This is a genomic window from Enterobacter sp. MF024, assembly GCF_005843915.1.
GTDB lineage: Bacteria > Pseudomonadota > Gammaproteobacteria > Enterobacterales > Enterobacteriaceae > Enterobacter > Enterobacter barmai.
In genome coordinates this window covers 255,068-273,478 of the sequence record NZ_VCBB01000002.1, presented here as the reverse complement: position 1 = coordinate 273,478, position 18,411 = coordinate 255,068, and the positions used below count along the sequence as shown (strand labels likewise).

The following is an 18,411-nucleotide window of genomic DNA, read 5'->3' as shown; positions in this document are numbered from 1 at the left end:
GGCTCTTCTGTTCTGGCCCAGGCCAACCAGGTTCCACAGACCATGCTGTCCCTGCTGCGTTAATTTTCAAAACGCGCATAAAAGGCATCTTCGGATGCCTTTTTTTATGCCCAATCGCCAGATTTGACCCCGTTTCGTTCCCCTCCTTTTCCTCTCAACTTTTCCGTTTCAGCGCAAAATATCGTATTAGCGAAAATAGGCCTGGAAGCGTCTCTTCCCTGACGTTGAGGACAAAAAATGCCTGGAATTTTGATTAGCGTTGACAAGTTTGACGCCTGGACTCCTGCTACCACGGAAATCATCGACATTACCGACGCGCTGCTGGCAAAAGAGTGGCACGTTACGTTATGCACCTCCTCAGCGGGCAAACTGCTGCAGCCCGAACTGGATCGATTAGCGGGCGATCCGCATTTTCAGGCGATCACTGACGCCAGCGGCGATCCGGGATCCCATTACGATCTGATCTGGATCGTGAAAGGCTTTTTCAGTGAAAAATTACTGACCGCGCTCATGGCGCAACGCACGACCGGGGCGTTTATTTTTCGTCACTACACCGATTACAACGACGTTTATATCCCCTGGGGTGCAGAGCTTGAAAACAGGCTGGCGAGCGAGGTACTGGGACTGTGCGAACTGAGCCATCCTGTGCTTGTGCAAACGGGCATTGAGGAGAGCAAGTTGCGCATCGTACCCTGGATGATCCCGTCTCATTTTGCGGAGGTTGCGCGAGCCACGCCTGCACGTCCCCTGCAAAAAATGCTCTATATTGCCGAAACGATGTCTGCGGAGATGTATGAAGTCCAGCAGCACGCAGCCCGGGCAAATATTCAGTTTGAGTGGCTTGATATGTCGCAGCAGTCGCAGCGTATTGAACCTGATTGGCTCGCGGGGTATGACGTGGTTATCGCCACGGACCAACATGCGGCCAGGGCGCTGACGCTCGGCATACCGGTGTTTCTGGCGCTGGATGGTTACGTTGAAGGCTATCTGAATGATGACAATCTGCCTCGCTACGAACGCAATGCATTTTCCGGTGCTTCGCTGCGTTTTTGCCCGGGTGCGGAAGAGTGGATTGAGCTATTAACCACGGGTTATGAGCGGGCAGCGGAGTGGGCGCAAAGCCATCGTCAGACATTTTTAAATCGCTGGGTTCTCGATCTGCACCTCTCAAGACTGCTCACCGATTTGCCTGAGGCGACAGAGCACAGGCTGACGGAAAAGGAGCGCTACGCCTTTTCTTTCCACAGTAAGGCGTTGCTGGCCCAGCAGGACAGGCAGTACTCCATACCTCGCTGGCTTGCCGATCGTAAAATCACCTCTGCGCGCCGCGAAGCGCTGCAATCCTTTGCTCAGGCTCTGCCCGGGCAGGCCAGCATAGGTGCGGTGGTGATTGCTCGAGACGAGCAGAGCGAAGCGTGCCAGCGCACGCTGGCGTCCCTTGCTGCTCAGACACTTGCGGTGCAGTCGCTTGATGTGGTTCCGTCATACGCCGACGTCAATTTACTGCTTGAGCATCGTGATGCTCGTATGTTGCTGCTTATCCCTGAGGGATTCACCCTGTTGGATGATGCGCTGCTGCGCTTTATGGAGCAGGCCATCAATAAGCCTGATGCCAGTGCATTTTATTGTGATGAAATGACACACCAGGAGAGCAGCGAGCCGCTGGTGGTGCTGCGTCCGGGAGTCAATATTGACCTGCTGCGAGGCCAGCCTTACATCGGCCAGGTGATACTATTTAACCGGGAACATGCGAAAGAAGCGGGTGGCATTGACATGCGCTATCCCGATGCCGCAACAATCGATCTGATCTGGCGGTTGATTGAGAGACAGGGCGTGCCGGCGCTGGCGCATGTTCCTGAAGTGCTGGTGGAAAATCCGCAACCAGCGACGGCCTGGAGTGAGGCACCTGAGGTTGTAGCGCAGTGTCAGGCGAGCGTGCTTGGGCATCTGGCGCGACTGGGTATCTCGGCCTCCTTAGAAGCGGGGCTGGCAGAGCATCTTCCTCGTTTGCGCTACCCACTGAACGCTACGCCACTGGTTTCGATCGTGATCCCGACCCGCGATCGCTTTGCGCTGATCCAGCGCTGTATTGAAAGCCTGATGGAAAAAACGCGCTACACGCGTTATGAGCTGTTGATAGTCGATAACCAGTCAGTTGACGACGATGCCTGTCGCTTTCTGAACGATCTTGCCGGACTGGGGCTCGAGCAGATTCGTGTCCTGCATTACGATGCCCCCTTTAACTTTGCTGAAATGGGGAATGCGGCGGCACAACAGGCCCGCGGCGATGTGCTGGTCTTTTTAGACAATGACTGCGAAATTATTGACGGCGACTGGCTTGAGGCTTTGCTGGAGCAGGCACTGCGCCCGGAAGTCGGGGTGGTTGGGGCACGACTGGAGTACCAGGATGGCCGGATCCAGCATGGCGGCTATCTGCTGGGCGTGCAGAATGGCGTGGAAGTGGCTTTTGATGGCGCGGATCCCCTGAGCAATGGTTTCCAGAACTACTTGAAAACGCCGCACAACGTGGCTGCCGTCAGCGGATCTTGTCTGACGATCCGTAAAGAGACCTTCTTCGCGATCAACGGCTTTACCCAGGAACGTTACCCCATCTATTTCGCCGATGTGGATTTGGGGTTACGACTGCAGCAGCAGGGTTATATCAACGTCTGGACGCCATTCGCCCGCGTAAAGCATATGGGGGGCGCAACGCGCCTGCTGGCGGGTAAATATCAGGTGCCAGAACGCCCGATGCTGGAACACTACGTGCAACTTCGCAACGAGTGGAAAACCGGTCTGCTGAACGATCCGTCGTACCATCCATTGATGCAAAAAACGGGGTCCCCGTTCACGCTGAGCGAAAACAGCGCGCGGATTCATGCCCCGCTGCCCGGTCGTCCTCTTCCGGTGGTACTGGCGCATCACGTGGACTGGAACGGGTGCGGCAACTACCGCATCATGCAGCCGTTCAGGGCGATGGAAAGCCATCTGATGATGGAAGGCGGGCTGATCAATTCTATACCCGGTGTAATGGAAGCCGCATTGCAGCAGCCAGATGTCATCGTGCTGGAGTCGCTCACCGGGAGCCGCTTCCCTGACATTATTACTCAACTGCGCAATGTTTGTGACGCCAAAATTATTGTTGAATACGATGATTTCCTGCTTAACGTGCCGTTGAAAAACGGCAACCGCAGCCATTATCCGCAACACATTGTGAAAAGCTTCCGCAAAATTCTTGAAAGCGTCGATCGTGTCGTGGTCTCCACCGCGCCGCTTGCTGAGGCCTATAGCCGTTTTCATCAGGATATCCGTATCGCGCAGAACCGCCTGGCGCCCGAACTGTGGGGGCATCTGCAAAGCCAACGCGGCAGCGGTAAAAAGCTGCGCGTGGGCTGGGCGGGGGGGAGTACGCACACCGGTGATCTGCAGATCATCGAGCCGCTCATCAAAGCGCTGGAACACCAGGTTGAGTGGGTGTTCATGGGGATGAAGCCGCGCAACGTCCAGTGCGAATTCCACCCTGGCGTGCCTTTTGAAATGTATCCCGAGAAGCTGGCGAGTCTGAACCTCGATCTGGCACTGGTTCCATTGGATATCAACCAGTTTAACGAGTGCAAAAGTAATTTGCGTCTGCTGGAGATTGGCACCTGCGGCATACCTGTTATCGCGACGGATATTGCACCTTACCGTTGTGGCCTGCCGGTGACGCTGGTAGAGAACCGCTACAAGGACTGGATGAACGCCATTCAGCTTCATTTAAATGATGCTGAATACCGCACCCAACAGGGTGATGCGCTGCGTGAAGCGGTTCAACGCGACTGGTATTTGCGCGACGGCGGGCTTGATGACTGGCGCCACGGCTGGCTGGATTTTTGATATGAAACAGGATTACTCATGATGTTTACGGCACATTACCCCTACCTGATTGCGGCTCCGGATTACCGGGAATCATCGCTGGGTATTCAGGTACTACATCGCCTTTGTCATCTCATTAACGAACGGGGCGGCAATGCCTGGATGGTGGGCTGTAAAGTTAATGATGAATGGAATGCCCCGGCGCTGACGGAAGAGGCCTATAGCCAGGTGATGTCCGGCGGGACTCCCTGGATTGCCGTCTATCCGGAGGTGACAACCGGTAACCCATTTTCTGCTCCCGTTGTTGTTCGCTATATGTTGAACCGGGAAGGGGTGATCATGGGGAATGGGATCGAGGCGGGACCGGAGGATCTCTTTTTCTGGTACAGGGCCGAATTTGCGGATAAAGAGCCTGATCCCATTATCCTGGGGATTGAGAGTTATGACCTGTCGCTTTTCGAAGATGACAATCCGGTAAAAGATAAAGATTTTCTTTATCTGAACCGTATTCCGCAATCAGTAATAGATTTTTCATTGTTACCTGAAAACATCACCATCCTTTCAATGCAAAACCCCTTGTCGCTACGTGACCTGGCCTCGCTATTGAAGCGGGGAAGGGTGCTTTATACGTATGAATCGTCAGGCACCTGTTTACTGGCAAACCTCTGTGGCTGCCCAGTGGTGGCGTTAAGCGCCCCTGGTTATGAGCAGTATGCACTGAATGAGCAGACGCTAAAGGATATCGGCGGGGCTGGATTTGGATACTCGGATTCACCGGAGTCCCTGGAGAACATACGTGCCAGCCTGCATATCGCACGTGAATTTCTGCTGAAAAAACGGCGAGCAATGGAGACACAACTCGATAACTTCCTCGCGCTGACCCAGGCGAAAGCGCAGCAGCAACATGAGGAGCAGCACCGGGCCTCTTTCGGGGGCTGGCTGGCGCATCGCACGCTCCCGCAGGCGTTGACGGCGCAGACGGTGCTACTGCACATGATCCTCTGCCAGGATGCGCAGGAGAATGAGATTGCCGCTTCGCTCGCCTCTCTCGCGCAGCAGGGTGTTGATACGCAGTCCGTGTTGCTGGTTGCCCCCGCGTCACATATCGACGTCAGCCGCTTTAACGCCTGCTCTGTTGGGGTGAGTGAGTGGATAACGTGCATCACCCGGCTTGCCGAAGCTCAGGCGTTTGACTGGCTGCACTGCATTGACGCCGGGGCTGAATATACGCCTGCGAGCATCGGGCTGATGCGCCAGATGTTGGCAGAGGCGGGGGAGTGTCAGGCGATATTTTCCGACGAAGCCATTCGTCATGTGAACGGTGAAGTCACCCCGCTACGTAAGCCCGATTTCAATCTGGATCTGTTCCTCGCTTCGCCGCACCGCTATCTGCGCCGGGTCTGGTTCCGGCGCGAGGGCTGGCTGGCGGCGGGCGGGTTTAATCCTGACCTTCGTCACGCGTTCGAATCAGAGCTGGTCATCCACTATCTGCTGGAGTGGGGCACCGGGACTATCGGCCATATCGCCGATGTGGTGACGCTTACGCCAGAAGCGATCTTCTCCCGGCACAGTCCGGAAGAAGAACAGCAGATCCTCAGCGCTTACCTGCAACGGCGTGGCTATCCTGAGGCGCAGCTGGAAAGGCAAAACAACGCCGCCTGGCGTCTGATTTATCATCCGCCACAGAACGAAACTGTCAGTATTTTACTGGATGCCGGAGACGATCCCGCGCTGCTGGTGCGCTGTATTGAAAGCCTGATGAATAACACCGACTGGCCGCACAAAGAGGTTCTGCTGGCGGTGAGTGAAAACGCCAGCGAGCCGATGCGTGACGTCATCCGTCAGATACAGGCCGTAATGCCGCTTAAGGTTCTGGTGTGTGAGGCGCAGCAGAATTACCCCAGCCGGATAAATCATCTCGAAAAAAATGCGACCGGTGACTATCTGTTATTGCTGGATCTTCATACGCTGTTTGTCCTTAAAAACTGGCTTAAGACGCTGCTGAGCCATGCGGTACGAGCCGAAGTGGGCTGCGTCGGGCCTAAAATCATCACCACCGATCAGCGTCTGTTAAGCGCTGGGGTGATTGTGGGGGCCAGGGGATGGGCAGGGCACGCAGGGCAGGGCGAGCCGTGGCAGTCAGAGGGGTATATGTCCCGCTACCAGTGCGATCAAAACTATTCGGCGTTAAGCGGCAACTGCCTGCTTATCCGACGCGATGCCTGGCAACGTATTGAGGGCCTGCCCACCGGTTATGACGATGAACATGCCATCGATATTGTGGCTTCACTGACTCTGAGTGCGTCAGGCTATCTCGCCGTCTGGACGCCATATAGCGTGGTGGCCTCCGATAATGCCCTCCTCTGTGAAGCGGTCTGCGTGAGCGAAAATCCGCAGCGTCAGCTCCTGATGGCGTCAGCTCCGCGTTATTTCACCGACGATCCGGCCTATAACCGCAATTGTGCGCTCCAGGATCCGCTCTTTGTTACTGACATCGCCCCCGCGAACTGGCTGACAGGTTTATCTCCGGCGCACTCCTGCGTGCTGCTCATAAACAATGGCGGAACGGCTGAGTACTTGCAACGTATCACTCATCTGTTTCAAATGATGGCGGCAGAGGGAGAGATCGTTCTGAAACAGGGCAGCCCGTCTCTGACCGTTCCCGATATCCTGCGCGCGGCTCCTGGCACCGTGGTGCTGACAGATGCCCCGAACGCGGCATTATCCGCGCGGCTCGTGGCAGCGAACGCAGTCGCTCCGCTGCGCGTTCTCGCCCTGGCCGACAGCGGAGGCCCGGTAAATAATGTTCCGGCACCTGATGCTGCGGTCAACCAGTGGCTTACCTGGTCGGGTGAACGTGAAATTCTGCTCGCTAAACGTAAAATGGCCGCGGTACGTCTGCCGGTACTGCTGTCGCGTGAAGATATTGCAATGCCTGACCGCGAACCCTCAGCCCGTCGACGCGTCTTGTGTATTCCTGGCTCGTTATCAGACAAAGAGCGGGAGTTTGTGGGGCGGATAATTGCGGCGACACGAGAACACCTGGACTGGGTGCTGCTGGGAAACTGGCCAAAAGCCTGGATCCCGCTGGTGGCGGAAACGGTTCGCTGGCAGGGGGAAAGGCTCTCTGGTGAACAACTGCAACGACTCCGCATTCACTCAGCCGTTCTGTTCAGGCAGAACAGCGACCATAATCGTTTTAAGGATGACTATCTCGCCGTTCAGCTTGCTGCAGGGGGCTGCCGGGTGATCGTCAGTGACGTGCCTTCGCTACGCAATGCTCTGCCGATCCTGCGTCTGAAAGCCGATCCGCAACAGTGGCAGCAGGCACTGATCAATACTGAACGAAACCCTGTTAGCGCCGACGAACTTCGCCCTTACATCTGGGATCCGCAAAACATACCGACTGCAATTCGTACGTTGTTCATGTAAAAAAAGGCGCTCTTCGGAGCGCCTGTCATTCTTTTTGCGTCGTTCCGTATAATTACACCTCGAAAGACGCCTTGTTTTACCGATAGCTCAGCAGATGATCTCGTTATGATTGGTGATAATCCCCTCATTCCACAGGTTCTCTTATGAGTGATAACGTGTATGTCACCAGTCCGTTGCTCCCCCCTCTGGAGGAGTTTATCCCTTACCTGGAGCAAATCTGGCAAAACAAAGTGCTGACCAACGGTGGGGAATTTCATCAGCAGCTGGAAGCGGCGCTGGCGGACTACCTTGGAGTGAAACACATTTGCCTGTTTGCCAACGGTACGCTTGCTCTTTTAACCGCCCTGCAGGCGCTGCGCGTGACGGGTGAGGTGATTACCACGCCGTACTCCTTCGTTGCCACCTCGCACACGTTGTTATGGAATGGCCTGACGCCGGTCTTTGCGGACATCGATCCCGATACCTTTAATATCGATCCCCGTCGTATAGAAGAGCTCATCACCCCCAATACTACGGCCATTATGCCGGTCCACTGTTACGGTATCCCGAGTGAAATGGACAAAATTCAGCAGATTGCTGACGCCTACGGTCTGAAGGTGATCTATGACGCGGCCCATGCGTTTGGCGTGCGCCAGGACGGCGTCAGCATTCTCAATCAAGGGGATCTCTCTGTTCTGAGTTTCCATGCAACAAAAGTGTTTAATACTTTCGAAGGCGGCGCCATTGTTTGCCATGATGCCGCGACCAAGCAGCGCATTGATTATCTGAAGAACTTCGGTTTTGCCGGTGAAACCCGGGTCGTCGCACCGGGCATCAACGCCAAAATGAATGAGGTTGAGGCCGCATTCGGGCTGCTTCAGCTCAAACATATCGATACTGCATTAAACGAAAGAGCATCGATCTATCAGCGCTATTCCGCGATGCTGGCAGACATTGATGACATCGAGTTAATTCAGATTCCTGAGGACGTGAGCTGGAACTATGCCTACTTCCCGATTTTGATCAAGAACGCCTTCCCTCTGACGCGGGATGAAGTGTACGACTTGCTCAAAACGGAGAACATTTATACGCGGCGTTATTTCTTCCCACTGATCAGTTCCTTCGCGATGTACCGTGGATTACCTACCTCCTCGCCAGAGAATCTGCCTTGCGCCAATAAGATTGCGCAAGAGGTACTGTGCTTACCGATTTATCCGGGGCTTTCGGTACAAGACCAACTTCGCATCGTCGAGACCATTAAACGGGCCGCCAGTCTGTGCGACGAGAGTCACGACGTGGAACTTATTCTTGAGAGGTGCGCGGGATGAAACAGTTACCTCAGGCTTTAATGCTGGATGCAGGATTTGCCTCTCTGCCGCTGCAGCATGCCGTGAAAGCGGCTGGTTTTCGCACGCTGATATGCAGCGGAAAAGCGGGCGACGCGGGGATGAAATATGCTGATACGTCACGCCTGCAAAACTATGCGCATACCGACGCCGTGCTGGCGATTGCGCGGGAAGAGAATATCGCGGCGCTGCTTCCGGGCGTAACTGACATTTCCTACCTGAGCGGCTGCCGGGTTGCACATGCGCTGGGACTGCCCGGTTTCGATACACCTGATGTCAGCGACACGATTTTCCTGAAAGATAAATTTCGTGCCTGGGCGCATAATAAAGGTCTGCCCGTGCCGCAGGCCGCCTGGAATGCAGAACAAGCGCGGCGCTTAACGTTACCACTGCTGGTTAAGCCGGTTGATGCCTACAGCGGTAACGGCATTACCAAAGTGACCGACTGGGTAATGCTGGAGGGGGCGATCGAAACCGCACGCGAGGCCTCGCCGGGTAAACAGTACGTGGTGGAAAATTTTTGCGAAGGCGATCTTTACAGCCACTCTGCATTTATCCGCAACGGTGAAATCGTCTGCGAGTTTTTTGTTGATGAATACTGCACGGTTTATCCCTGGCAGGTAAACAGCAGCAGCCTCAGTCAGAAACTGTCACCGGCGCTGCGCGACAGGGTCAGCGAGTGCATGCAAAGCATTGTCAGCGATCTGCGACTGGTCGATGGCCTGCTGCATACCCAGTTTATCGCCAGTGAAGGGCAATTCTGGCTCATCGAATTAACCCGACGCTGTCCGGGCGATCTTTATTCCCGCCTGATTGAACTTTCCACCGGTGTGGCCTATGCCGACTGGTTTGTCGCGCCGTTTCTTGGCAAATCAACACCCGTTGCGCCACGCCGACCGGTGCAGATCAGATCTATTGCGCGCCATACCGTCTCTGTCGATCGTCCGATGCGATTTATGGGCTTCGCGTTTAAATCCTTACCGGCTGATGTGATTGAAATGATCCCGTTGACCAGCCCCGGCACCCTTGTAGGGCCGGCGCCGGGTGACAGAGCGGGACTAATTTTTGCTGAGTTCAGGGATGACGCGACCTTGCTACAGATGACGCCGCAACTAAAAGATTATTTTTTGCTCAATGCTTATGAAGGATATGTTGATGTTTAAGCCACTTTCTCTGGGGTTTATTGGTGGCGGCATAAATTCCGCAATAGGTCAGACTCATAAAATTGCCAGCCAGATGGATGGACACTTCAAATTAATCGCCGGTTGTTTTAGTCGTGACCAGGCTATTAATTTTCAGACCGGGCAGCAGTGGGGCCTCGAGCCAGAAAAGATCTACCGCGACGCGATGGTGCTACTGGAAGAGTGTCATCAGGATTTAGACGCGCTGGTCATTCTGACGCCGACGCCTGCCCACCGGGAAATCATCCTGGCCTGTCTGGAGTACCGTCTGCCGGTTATTTGCGAGAAAGCGTTAGTCGCAACCGTGGAAGAGGCGAAAGAGATTGCTGATGAAGTTGAACGCTTATCGGGCAAGCTTTTTGTGACCTATAACTACAGCGGATATCCGATGATCCGCGAGTTGCGGGAGCGTTTGCTGAGCGGAGAACTCGGTAAGATCCAGCAGGTTATGGTCGAAATGCCTCAGGAAGGATTTGCCAGAGTCAGGGCCGATGGATCGCCAGCAATACCGCAATCATGGCGCTGTAGCGATGGCCCGATCCCGACCGTATCCCTCGATCTGGGGGTTCATGTCCACCACATGGTCGAATTTCTCACCAACAAACAGGCGCTGGACGTATATGCGGTAAACAGCACTTTCGCACGCATTCCGAATGTTGTGGATACCGTACATATTGTCTCGCGTTATACCGACGATTTGGTCTGTAACTACTGGTACGGTAAAGCGGCCATGGGTTATCGCAACGGGTTACGCCTTCGTGTTTATGGTTCGGAAGGTAGCGCAGAATGGGTGCAGATGGATCCGGAAGTGCTGCGTATGAGCGACAGTGCAGGCCGGATCTCGCTGGTGGATCGCACTTCAGGCGATAACCGCGTGGCTCACCATGATCGCTATTGCCGGTTCAAAGCTGGTCACCCGGCAGGTTTTATTGAAGCTTTCGCCAACTATTATGCCGACATTGCAGCGAGTTTGCGGGGTGAAGAGTCCGCTTATTCTGCAGGCGCTGATACGGCGCAGCGTGGTCTGGACTTTTTGCAAAAGACGCAACAAAGTGCGCACTCAGCAAGCCGTGTATGTATTAACAATCCAGCTATCTCTTAAAATGAGGATTCAATGAGCTTATTAAATTTGCTGACAGAGAAAAATAATTACTTTTTCGATACTCTGCAGCGCATGCAAAATAATGGTAACCCTCTGGTGCTATACGGTGCTGGCTGCCTGGGCGAGATGACGTGGAATTTTCTGGCGCGCCAGAATATCCAGTTAGATTATGTCGCACTAAACCGAGCTTATATCTCTGTAGGTGCCGATTTCCATGACATACCTGTTATTGCTATCGAAGATCTCATTGCTAATAAGACCGCTTTCAACGGTATCGTTGCCTTGCAGCATGTTACACCTGAACTGAGTGCGACATTAAGTGAAGCGGCCTGCGAAGTGTTGATTTACGATCCCGCATTCATCGGTGTTAATACGAACCTGTGGTATACGCCTGAATTTTGCGAAGAAAATTCAGAAGTACTAAACCAGTTTTATGAGCAACTCGCGGATGAGAAATCGAAGCGCACGCTGGTGGCATTTCTCAATCAGCGGTTGAGTGCTAAACGCGGACCGTATCACTCTGTTTACGAACCGAAACATTACTTCCCTCTGGATGTTGTCCAGTTGGAAGAGGGAGAGGTGTTTGTCGACTGTGGTGCCTATGATGGCGACAGCATTAATGCTTTCATGCAAGAGTTTGAAGCACAGGGTTTCGTGCAGCCGGAAAATATTATTGGCTTCGAACCTGACGTTGATAACTTTAATAAGCTTGTGGCGAACACCGCATATATAAAATCATGCCTCTGCGTGAATAAAGGTGTTTGGCATGAAGAAGCCCGGCTCTATTTCCAATCAGGACTGGCTCTCTCATCACGGCTCAGCGATGAAGCTGCTGCAGGGGAAAGTATTGCATTAACCAGTATCGATAATATCTTACAGGGCAAAAAAGCGACCTTTATCAAAATGGATGTTGAAGGTGCTGAGCTCAATGCGTTACGGGGTGCTGAAATAACAATTAGGGAACACAGTCCGGTACTGGCAATTAGCGTTTACCATAAGCCTGAGGATCTGATCACTATTCCGCAATTTGTGCAATCTGTGAACGCGGGCTACAAGTTTTACTTACGTGCCCACCACCCAGAATTAGCATTTGAATTAGTGTTCTACGCGATCCCGGAAGATCGTTGGGTGGGTAAATCCTAAATAACCCCCCATTCCCCCCCCTATTCACACGATTAAAACCCCTCCAGAATCGGATAATCATGCCGATAACTCAACTAACGCAGGGCTGTTTATCGTGAATTCACTCTATACCGCTGAAGGTGTAATGGATAAACACTCGCTGTGGCAGCGTTATGTTCCGCTGGTGCGCCATGAAGCATTGCGGCTTCAGGTACGTCTGCCGGCGAGTGTGGAACTGGACGATCTGCTACAAGCGGGCGGTATCGGGTTATTGAATGCAGTTGACCGATACGACGCTCTGCAAGGAACGGCATTTACGACTTACGCAGTACAGCGTATTCGTGGTGCGATGCTGGATGAACTGCGCAGCCGGGATTGGGTGCCGCGCAGTGTTCGCCGCAATGCACGCGAAGTGGCGCAGGCGATGGGGCAGCTGGAGCAAGAGCTCGGACGTAACGCGACGGAAACCGAGGTTGCGGATCGTCTGGGGATCACCACTGCCGACTACCGTCAGATGTTGCTCGATACCAATAATAGCCAACTCTTCTCTTACGACGAGTGGCGCGAAGAGCATGGCGATAGCATCGAACTGGTGACGGACGATCATCAGCAGGAAAACCCGTTGCATCAGCTAATGGAAGGCAACGTTCGCCAGCGCGTGATGGAAGCCATTGAGGCTTTACCGGAACGCGAACAACTGGTGCTGACCCTTTATTACCAGGAAGAGCTCAATCTCAAGGAGATTGGTGCCGTGCTGGAAGTCGGGGAGTCGCGGGTTAGCCAGCTGCATAGTCAGGCCATTAAACGCTTACGTACCAAGCTGGGTAAGTTATAGGTGATCCCTGTCACCCGTTAAGTGCCGCACAACGTATTGACAACCAGGAGTTATCATGACGGTGCAGCAATCTAAAAGACGGCCACTAAGCCGCTACCTGAAAGACTTTAAACACAGCCAGACGCATTGCGCCCATTGCCATAAATTGCTCGACCGCATCACGCTGGTCCGTCGTGGAGAGATCGTCAATAAAATTGCGATCTCCCGTCTCGATACCCTGCTGGATGAAGCCGGATGGCTGGAGGAGCAAAAAGAGTGGGTGGCGTTATGTCGTTTTTGTGGCGATCTGCACTGTAAAGAGCAGAGCGACTTTTTCGACATTATCGGCTTCAAGCAGTTCCTGTTTGAACAGACAGAGATGAGCCATGGAACGGTGCGGGAATATGTTGTCCGTCTGCGTCGCCTTGGCCAGCATCTGACCTCGCAAAATATCTCACGCGAGCTTTTGACCAACGGTTATCTGGACGAAAATCTGGAGCCGTGGCTGCCTGCGACCAGCACCAATAACTACCGGATTGCGCTGCGCAAATATGCGCAATACAAATCGCAAATGCCGGTGGCGGTGAAGCAGAAAGTCCACCGCGAAACAACTTCTGATATATATTAAAAATGAATAACATGTAGCGCAGTCGTGTTTGACCTTACGGCCGAACACCCTACACTACACTCAAAATTCCTATGATATCGGGGTATGTATGAAATTTGCACTTCTGGGTCGTCAGGCGCTGATGGGTGTAATGGCCGTTGCGCTGGTTGCGGGTATGAGCGTCAAGACCTTCGCAGCAGAAGGTCTTTTAAATAAAGTTAAAGAGCGCGGCACGCTGCTGGTTGGGCTGGAAGGGACCTATCCTCCGTTCAGCTTCCAGGGTGACGACGGTAAACTGACCGGTTTTGAAGTAGAGTTCGCCGAAGAGCTGGCAAAACACCTCGGCGTTAAAGCGTCCCTGAAGCCGACCAAGTGGGACGGCATGCTGGCGTCGCTGGACTCAAAACGTATCGATGTGGTGATTAACCAGGTCACCATCTCTGATGAACGTAAGAAAAAATATGACTTCTCCACCCCATATACCGTCTCCGGTATCCAGGCGCTGGTGAAAAAAGGCAACGAAGACTCGATTAAATCTGCCGCCGATCTGAAGGGCAAAAAAGTCGGTGTCGGTCTGGGTACCAACTACGAAGAGTGGCTGCGCCAGAACGTGCAGGGCGTGGATATTCGTACCTATGATGATGACCCGACCAAATACCAGGATCTGCGCGTAGGCCGTATCGATGCCATTCTGGTTGACCGTCTGGCGGCGCTGGATCTGGTGAAGAAAACCAAAGATACCCTGGCCGTAGCCGGTGATGCCTTCTCCCGTCAGGAAGCGGGCGTGGCGATCCGCAAGGATAACGAAGATCTGGTGAAAGCCGTTGACGGCGCCATTGCAGAAATGCAGAAAGACGGCAGCCTGAAGGCGCTGTCCGAAAAATGGTTCGGGGCAGACGTCACAAAGTAAGCAGTTGACTGAAAAAAAAGGCGCTTTGATAAGCGCCTTTTTTATTTCCTCGCCATCAGCGTGCATAATAAAAAAATCTGACTTAGACAGGGTTATGGAGATTTTCATGTCATTACAGAATCTGACGCGTTTTCCGCGCCTCGAATTTATCGGCGCGCCGACGCCGCTGGAGTACTTACCGCGCTTATCGGACTATCTCGGGCGCGACATCCTTATTAAACGTGATGACGTGACGCCCATGGCCATGGGTGGCAACAAGCTGCGCAAGCTGGAGTTCCTGGCGGCGGATGCGCTGCGTGAAGGCGCCGACACGCTGATTACCGCAGGGGCTATCCAGTCCAACCACGTGCGCCAGACCGCGGCCGTGGCGGCAAAACTGGGGCTGCACTGTATCGCCCTGCTGGAAAACCCAATCGGCACCAAAGCAGAAAACTACCTCGGCAACGGCAACCGTCTGCTGCTGGATCTGTTCAACGTGCAGGTGGAGATGTGCGACGCGCTGACCGATCCTGTGGCACAGCTGAACGAGCTGGCGACCCGCGTTGAAGCTCAGGGTTTTCGTCCGTATGTGATCCCGGTCGGCGGCTCGAACGCGCTGGGTGCGCTGGGCTATGTCGAAAGCGCGCTGGAGATCGCCCAGCAGTGTGAAGGCGCGGTTGGCATCTCCTCGGTAGTGGTGGCCTCCGGCAGCGCAGGCACCCATGCCGGTCTGGCGGTAGGGCTGGAGCAGCTCATGCCCGAGGTTGAACTGATTGGCGTCACCGTGTCACGCAGTATTGCCGATCAAAAATCGAAGGTGGTCACGCTGCAGCAGGCGGTGGCGCAGCAGCTGGAGGTGAGCGCGAAGGCGGATATCATCCTGTGGGATGACTACTTCGCACCGGGCTATGGCACGCCAAATGATGAAGGCACGGAAGCGGTCAAACTGCTGGCGCGTCTGGAAGGGATCCTGCTCGATCCGGTCTATACCGGCAAAGCCATGGCCGGGCTTATCGACGGGATCGAGCAGAAGCGCTTCAAAGATGAAGGCCCGATTCTGTTTATTCATACCGGCGGGGCGCCCGCTCTCTTTGCCTACCATCCTCATGTCTAAATCACAGGCAGAAAAATCATAATGCAAGAAAGTATCCAACTGGTGATTGATTCGTTGCCCTTCCTGCTGAAAGGCGCAGTGTTTACGCTGCAGCTGAGTATTGGCGGGATGTTTTTTGGCCTGGTGCTGGGCTTTTTGCTGGCCTTGATGCGCCTGTCGCCTCTGCTGCCCCTACGCTGGCTGGCGCGTTTTTATATTTCTATATTCCGCGGCACGCCGCTGATTGCCCAGCTTTTTATGATCTACTACGGCCTGCCGCAGTTTGGTATCGAGCTTGATCCGATCCCGGCGGCGATGATTGGCCTGTCGCTCAACACCGCCGCCTATGCCGCAGAAACCCTGCGTGCGGCGATCTCCTCAATTGATAAAGGCCAGTGGGAAGCCGCGGCCAGTATCGGTATGACGCCGTGGCAAACCCTGCGCCGGGCCATTCTGCCGCAGGCCGCGCGCGTGGCGCTGCCGCCGCTCAGCAACAGCTTTATCAGCCTGGTGAAGGACACCTCGCTGGCGGCCACCATTCAGGTGCCGGAGCTGTTCCGCCAGGCGCAGCTGATCACCTCGCGCACCCTGGAGGTCTTCACCATGTATCTGGCCGCCTCGCTGATCTACTGGATCATGGCGACGGTGCTGTCGGCGCTGCAAAACTATTTTGAAAACCAGCTTAACCGCCAGGAGCGTGATCCGAAATGAGTGCTATCGACGTTAAAAACCTGGTGAAGAAGTTTCACGGCCAGACGGTGCTGCACGGCATCGATCTGGAAGTGCAGGAGGGCGAAGTGGTGGCGATTATCGGGCCCAGCGGTTCCGGTAAAACCACGCTGCTGCGCAGCATCAACCTGCTGGAACACCCGGAAGGAGGCACTATTCGGGTGGGTGATATCACCATTGATACCGGCAAATCGCTGAGTCAGCAAAAGGGGCTGATTCGTCGTCTGCGTCAGCACGTTGGCTTCGTATTCCAGAGTTTTAATCTGTTTCCCCATCGCACGGTGCTGGAAAACATCATTGAAGGGCCGGTGATTGTCAAAGGCGAACCCAAAGAGGAAGCTACCGCCCGCGCCTGCGAGCTGCTGGCAAAAGTCGGGCTTTCCGGTAAAGAGACCAGCTACCCGCGTCGTCTCTCCGGTGGGCAGCAGCAGCGTGTGGCAATTGCCCGCGCGCTGGCGATGCGTCCTGACGTGATCCTGTTTGATGAACCTACCTCTGCGCTGGATCCGGAGCTGGTGGGGGAGGTACTGAATGCCATTCGCCAGCTGGCGCAGGAGAAGCGCACCCTGGTGATCGTGACCCATGAGATGAGTTTTGCCCGTGATGTCGCGGACAGGGCGATATTTATGGATCAGGGGCGTATCGTTGAGCAGGGGCCAGCTAAAGAGCTCTTCGCTAATCCCCAGCAGCCTCGCACCCGGCAATTTCTGGAAAAATTCCTGATGCAATAGCATATTTGTTTTTAATTGCTCCGGAATTAATCTCCGGAGCAAAATATTCACCCCAGAAATGTATACTGCCGTGATTTTATCCCGTCATAACCACCCTAAGTGCATAAAATGTGTAGATAAATACTCCGGGGTCGATATTTTATACATATAAATAAGATTTATGTGTTAATTTAAGAAATCATAATAATGATTATCTTTTACAGGGGCTTCATTCAGCTGGTATGAAGGATTTAGACTTTTTCACATGGCGACGGGAATGCTATCTCCGTTTTCAGGAGATGACATCAGCCGACGAGGTATATCCCGAACTTCAGCGACAAACTCAGAGCCTGGGCTACGATTTCTTTGCCCTCTGCGTTCGTCATCCGGTACCGTTCACCCGACCCAAAGTTTCGGTGCATTCCACCTATCCGCAACAGTGGATGGCGCAGTATCAGGCGGAAAATTATTTCGCTATCGATCCGGTACTGAAACCCGAGAATTTCGTTCACGGACACTTACCCTGGAACGATGCTCTGTTCGCGGATGCGCAATCCTTATGGGACGGTGCGCGCGATCATGGCCTGCGTAAAGGGATCACCCAGTGTCTGATGCTGCCAAATCATGCGATGGGATTCCTGTCGGTTTCCAGTACCAGCCTGTCAATAAACGTGATGATGGGGGAAGTGGTTGAAATGCGTCTGCAAATGCTGGTGCAAATGGCATTGACGACGCTGCTGCGGCTGGAGCATGAAATGGTGATGCCACCGGAAATGAAATTCAGCAAGCGCGAGAAAGAAATTCTGAAATGGACGGCGGAAGGGAAGACCTCAGCAGAAATAGCCATCATTCTTTCTATTTCTGAAAATACGGTGAACTTCCATCAGAAGAATATGCAGAAGAAATTCAATGCGCCAAACAAGACGCAGATTGCCTGCTATGCGGCGGCGACGGGGATTATCTGACTACAATTCTGTTCTGCGTGGCAGACGAGTAAACGGCTGAATGCATTGCTTTCAGCCGTTTATGTTTTATTGACGGTAAGCTTGCTTGATTTGCTTAACGGTGCTGGAAAATACTTCAGCCTGAGATGAATCTTCCATCTGCGCAATCTGGCGTTCCATCTTAAGGATCACACGACCCGCGTCGGCCTGGCCCATTGCCTGGAGCATCAGGGTAAGCAGAGATTTCAGGCAGGAGACTTCCTGTGCCAGTTCTTGATTATTCTCAGCAGTGGCAAAATCAGGTGTGCTCATTTATTTTCCTCATCATAAAAACGGCGCTTGAGCGCAGAGATCAAAGTTCAAGGCGGCGGAGTATACCACAAGCCGTAAAAAAAAATGCAGTGGTTGTTTTTTGTACTTTTACCCGTCTTGTTTATTTAATTAAACCTTAGCCCCGACTAAACTTTTTAAGAGTGTCGACCGTGATTATTGTTTGGCTAAGGTAATGCAAACGTTAATTATTGTTACAAAATTATATGGGGTATTTTTACAGCGGAAAAATAGCCTTTAAATTTCGTCAATTTTTGAAAACATCTGACTTAAGAAAG

The 18,411-nt window shown here is 53.5% G+C and carries 14 protein-coding genes; 13 read left to right on the top strand and 1 reads right to left on the bottom strand.

Annotated elements, in window-relative coordinates; genetic code table 11:
• The first annotated feature begins 237 nt into the window (after positions 1–237).
• The 13 genes from FFB58_RS06550 (at position 238) to sdiA (ending at position 17,824) form a co-directional block, all read left to right on the top strand.
• Positions 238–3,876 (top strand): glycosyltransferase, encoded by a 3,639-nt coding sequence (locus FFB58_RS06550; RefSeq protein ID WP_138369396.1) that lies wholly within the window; start codon positions 238–240, stop codon positions 3,874–3,876.
• A gap of 18 nt (positions 3,877–3,894) precedes the next feature.
• Positions 3,895–7,287: a glycosyltransferase gene (locus FFB58_RS06545; protein ID WP_138369395.1), complete on the top strand. Its 3,393-nt coding sequence runs from the start codon at positions 3,895–3,897 to the stop codon at positions 7,285–7,287.
• Positions 7,288–7,430: 143 nt separating this feature from the next.
• The gene (locus FFB58_RS06540; RefSeq protein ID WP_039030901.1) at positions 7,431–8,594 is read left to right on the top strand and encodes a DegT/DnrJ/EryC1/StrS family aminotransferase; all 1,164 of its coding nucleotides are present in this window, start codon (positions 7,431–7,433) and stop codon (positions 8,592–8,594) included.
• Positions 8,591–9,775: an ATP-grasp domain-containing protein gene (locus FFB58_RS06535; protein ID WP_138369394.1), complete on the top strand. Its 1,185-nt coding sequence runs from the start codon at positions 8,591–8,593 to the stop codon at positions 9,773–9,775. The genes FFB58_RS06540 and FFB58_RS06535 overlap by 4 nt, the downstream gene beginning before the upstream one ends.
• Entirely contained in the window at positions 9,768–10,895 is a 1,128-nt protein-coding gene (locus tag FFB58_RS06530) for a Gfo/Idh/MocA family oxidoreductase (RefSeq protein WP_138369393.1), read from the top strand. The genes FFB58_RS06535 and FFB58_RS06530 overlap by 8 nt, the downstream gene beginning before the upstream one ends.
• A 12-nt stretch (positions 10,896–10,907) precedes the next feature.
• Complete coding sequence (locus FFB58_RS06525) at positions 10,908–12,038, top strand: FkbM family methyltransferase (RefSeq protein WP_138369392.1); 1,131 nt, start codon at positions 10,908–10,910, stop codon at positions 12,036–12,038.
• Between the two features lie 94 nt (positions 12,039–12,132).
• Positions 12,133–12,852 carry an RNA polymerase sigma factor FliA gene (gene fliA / locus FFB58_RS06520; RefSeq protein ID WP_039030897.1) on the top strand — a complete coding sequence of 240 codons (720 nt, stop codon included), beginning with the start codon at positions 12,133–12,135 and terminating at the stop codon, positions 12,850–12,852.
• A 55-nt stretch (positions 12,853–12,907) separates the two neighbouring features.
• The gene (fliZ, locus tag FFB58_RS06515; RefSeq protein ID WP_138369391.1) at positions 12,908–13,459 is read left to right on the top strand and encodes a flagella biosynthesis regulatory protein FliZ; all 552 of its coding nucleotides are present in this window, start codon (positions 12,908–12,910) and stop codon (positions 13,457–13,459) included.
• Between the two features lie 88 nt (positions 13,460–13,547).
• Complete coding sequence (tcyJ, locus tag FFB58_RS06510; protein WP_138369390.1) at positions 13,548–14,348, top strand: cystine ABC transporter substrate-binding protein; 801 nt, start codon at positions 13,548–13,550, stop codon at positions 14,346–14,348.
• 106 nt (positions 14,349–14,454) lie between these two features.
• Positions 14,455–15,441 (top strand): D-cysteine desulfhydrase, encoded by a 987-nt coding sequence (dcyD, locus tag FFB58_RS06505; protein ID WP_138369389.1) that lies wholly within the window; start codon positions 14,455–14,457, stop codon positions 15,439–15,441.
• A gap of 21 nt (positions 15,442–15,462) precedes the next feature.
• A complete protein-coding gene (tcyL, locus tag FFB58_RS06500; RefSeq protein WP_138369388.1) occupies positions 15,463–16,131 on the top strand; it encodes a cystine ABC transporter permease in 669 nt (222 codons plus the stop codon).
• The gene (tcyN, locus tag FFB58_RS06495) at positions 16,128–16,880 is read left to right on the top strand and encodes an L-cystine ABC transporter ATP-binding protein TcyN (protein ID WP_138369387.1); all 753 of its coding nucleotides are present in this window, start codon (positions 16,128–16,130) and stop codon (positions 16,878–16,880) included. Before tcyL ends, tcyN begins: the two co-directional genes overlap by 4 nt.
• Positions 16,881–17,101: 221 nt before the next feature.
• On the top strand, positions 17,102–17,824 hold the full coding sequence (sdiA, locus tag FFB58_RS06490) for a transcriptional regulator SdiA (RefSeq protein WP_039030891.1): 723 nt from the start codon (positions 17,102–17,104) through the stop codon (positions 17,822–17,824).
• Positions 17,825–17,890: 66 nt separating this feature from the next.
• Here the strand turns inward: sdiA and FFB58_RS06485 are convergent, their stop codons facing one another.
• Entirely contained in the window at positions 17,891–18,115 is a 225-nt protein-coding gene (locus tag FFB58_RS06485; RefSeq protein WP_039030890.1) for a DUF2594 family protein, read from the bottom strand.
• Between the last annotated feature and the right edge of the window lie 296 nt (positions 18,116–18,411).

What these genes read in the sequence shown, in the direction of transcription:
- FFB58_RS06545 (WP_138369395.1), top strand. Translation starts at nt 3,895, where the DNA reads ATGATGTTTACGGCACATTACCCCTACCTGATTGCGGCTCCGGATTAC.
- fliZ (WP_138369391.1), top strand. Translation starts at nt 12,908, where the DNA reads ATGACGGTGCAGCAATCTAAAAGACGGCCACTAAGCCGCTACCTGAAA.
- FFB58_RS06485 (WP_039030890.1), bottom strand. Translation starts at nt 18,115, where the DNA reads ATGAGCACACCTGATTTTGCCACTGCTGAGAATAATCAAGAACTGGCA.
- sdiA (WP_039030891.1), top strand. Translation starts at nt 17,102, where the DNA reads ATGAAGGATTTAGACTTTTTCACATGGCGACGGGAATGCTATCTCCGT.
- FFB58_RS06535 (WP_138369394.1), top strand. Translation starts at nt 8,591, where the DNA reads ATGAAACAGTTACCTCAGGCTTTAATGCTGGATGCAGGATTTGCCTCT.
- dcyD (WP_138369389.1), top strand. Translation starts at nt 14,455, where the DNA reads ATGTCATTACAGAATCTGACGCGTTTTCCGCGCCTCGAATTTATCGGC.
- tcyL (WP_138369388.1), top strand. Translation starts at nt 15,463, where the DNA reads ATGCAAGAAAGTATCCAACTGGTGATTGATTCGTTGCCCTTCCTGCTG.
- FFB58_RS06540 (WP_039030901.1), top strand. Translation starts at nt 7,431, where the DNA reads ATGAGTGATAACGTGTATGTCACCAGTCCGTTGCTCCCCCCTCTGGAG.
- FFB58_RS06550 (WP_138369396.1), top strand. Translation starts at nt 238, where the DNA reads ATGCCTGGAATTTTGATTAGCGTTGACAAGTTTGACGCCTGGACTCCT.
- FFB58_RS06525 (WP_138369392.1), top strand. Translation starts at nt 10,908, where the DNA reads ATGAGCTTATTAAATTTGCTGACAGAGAAAAATAATTACTTTTTCGAT.
- tcyJ (WP_138369390.1), top strand. Translation starts at nt 13,548, where the DNA reads ATGAAATTTGCACTTCTGGGTCGTCAGGCGCTGATGGGTGTAATGGCC.
- tcyN (WP_138369387.1), top strand. Translation starts at nt 16,128, where the DNA reads ATGAGTGCTATCGACGTTAAAAACCTGGTGAAGAAGTTTCACGGCCAG.
- FFB58_RS06530 (WP_138369393.1), top strand. Translation starts at nt 9,768, where the DNA reads ATGTTTAAGCCACTTTCTCTGGGGTTTATTGGTGGCGGCATAAATTCC.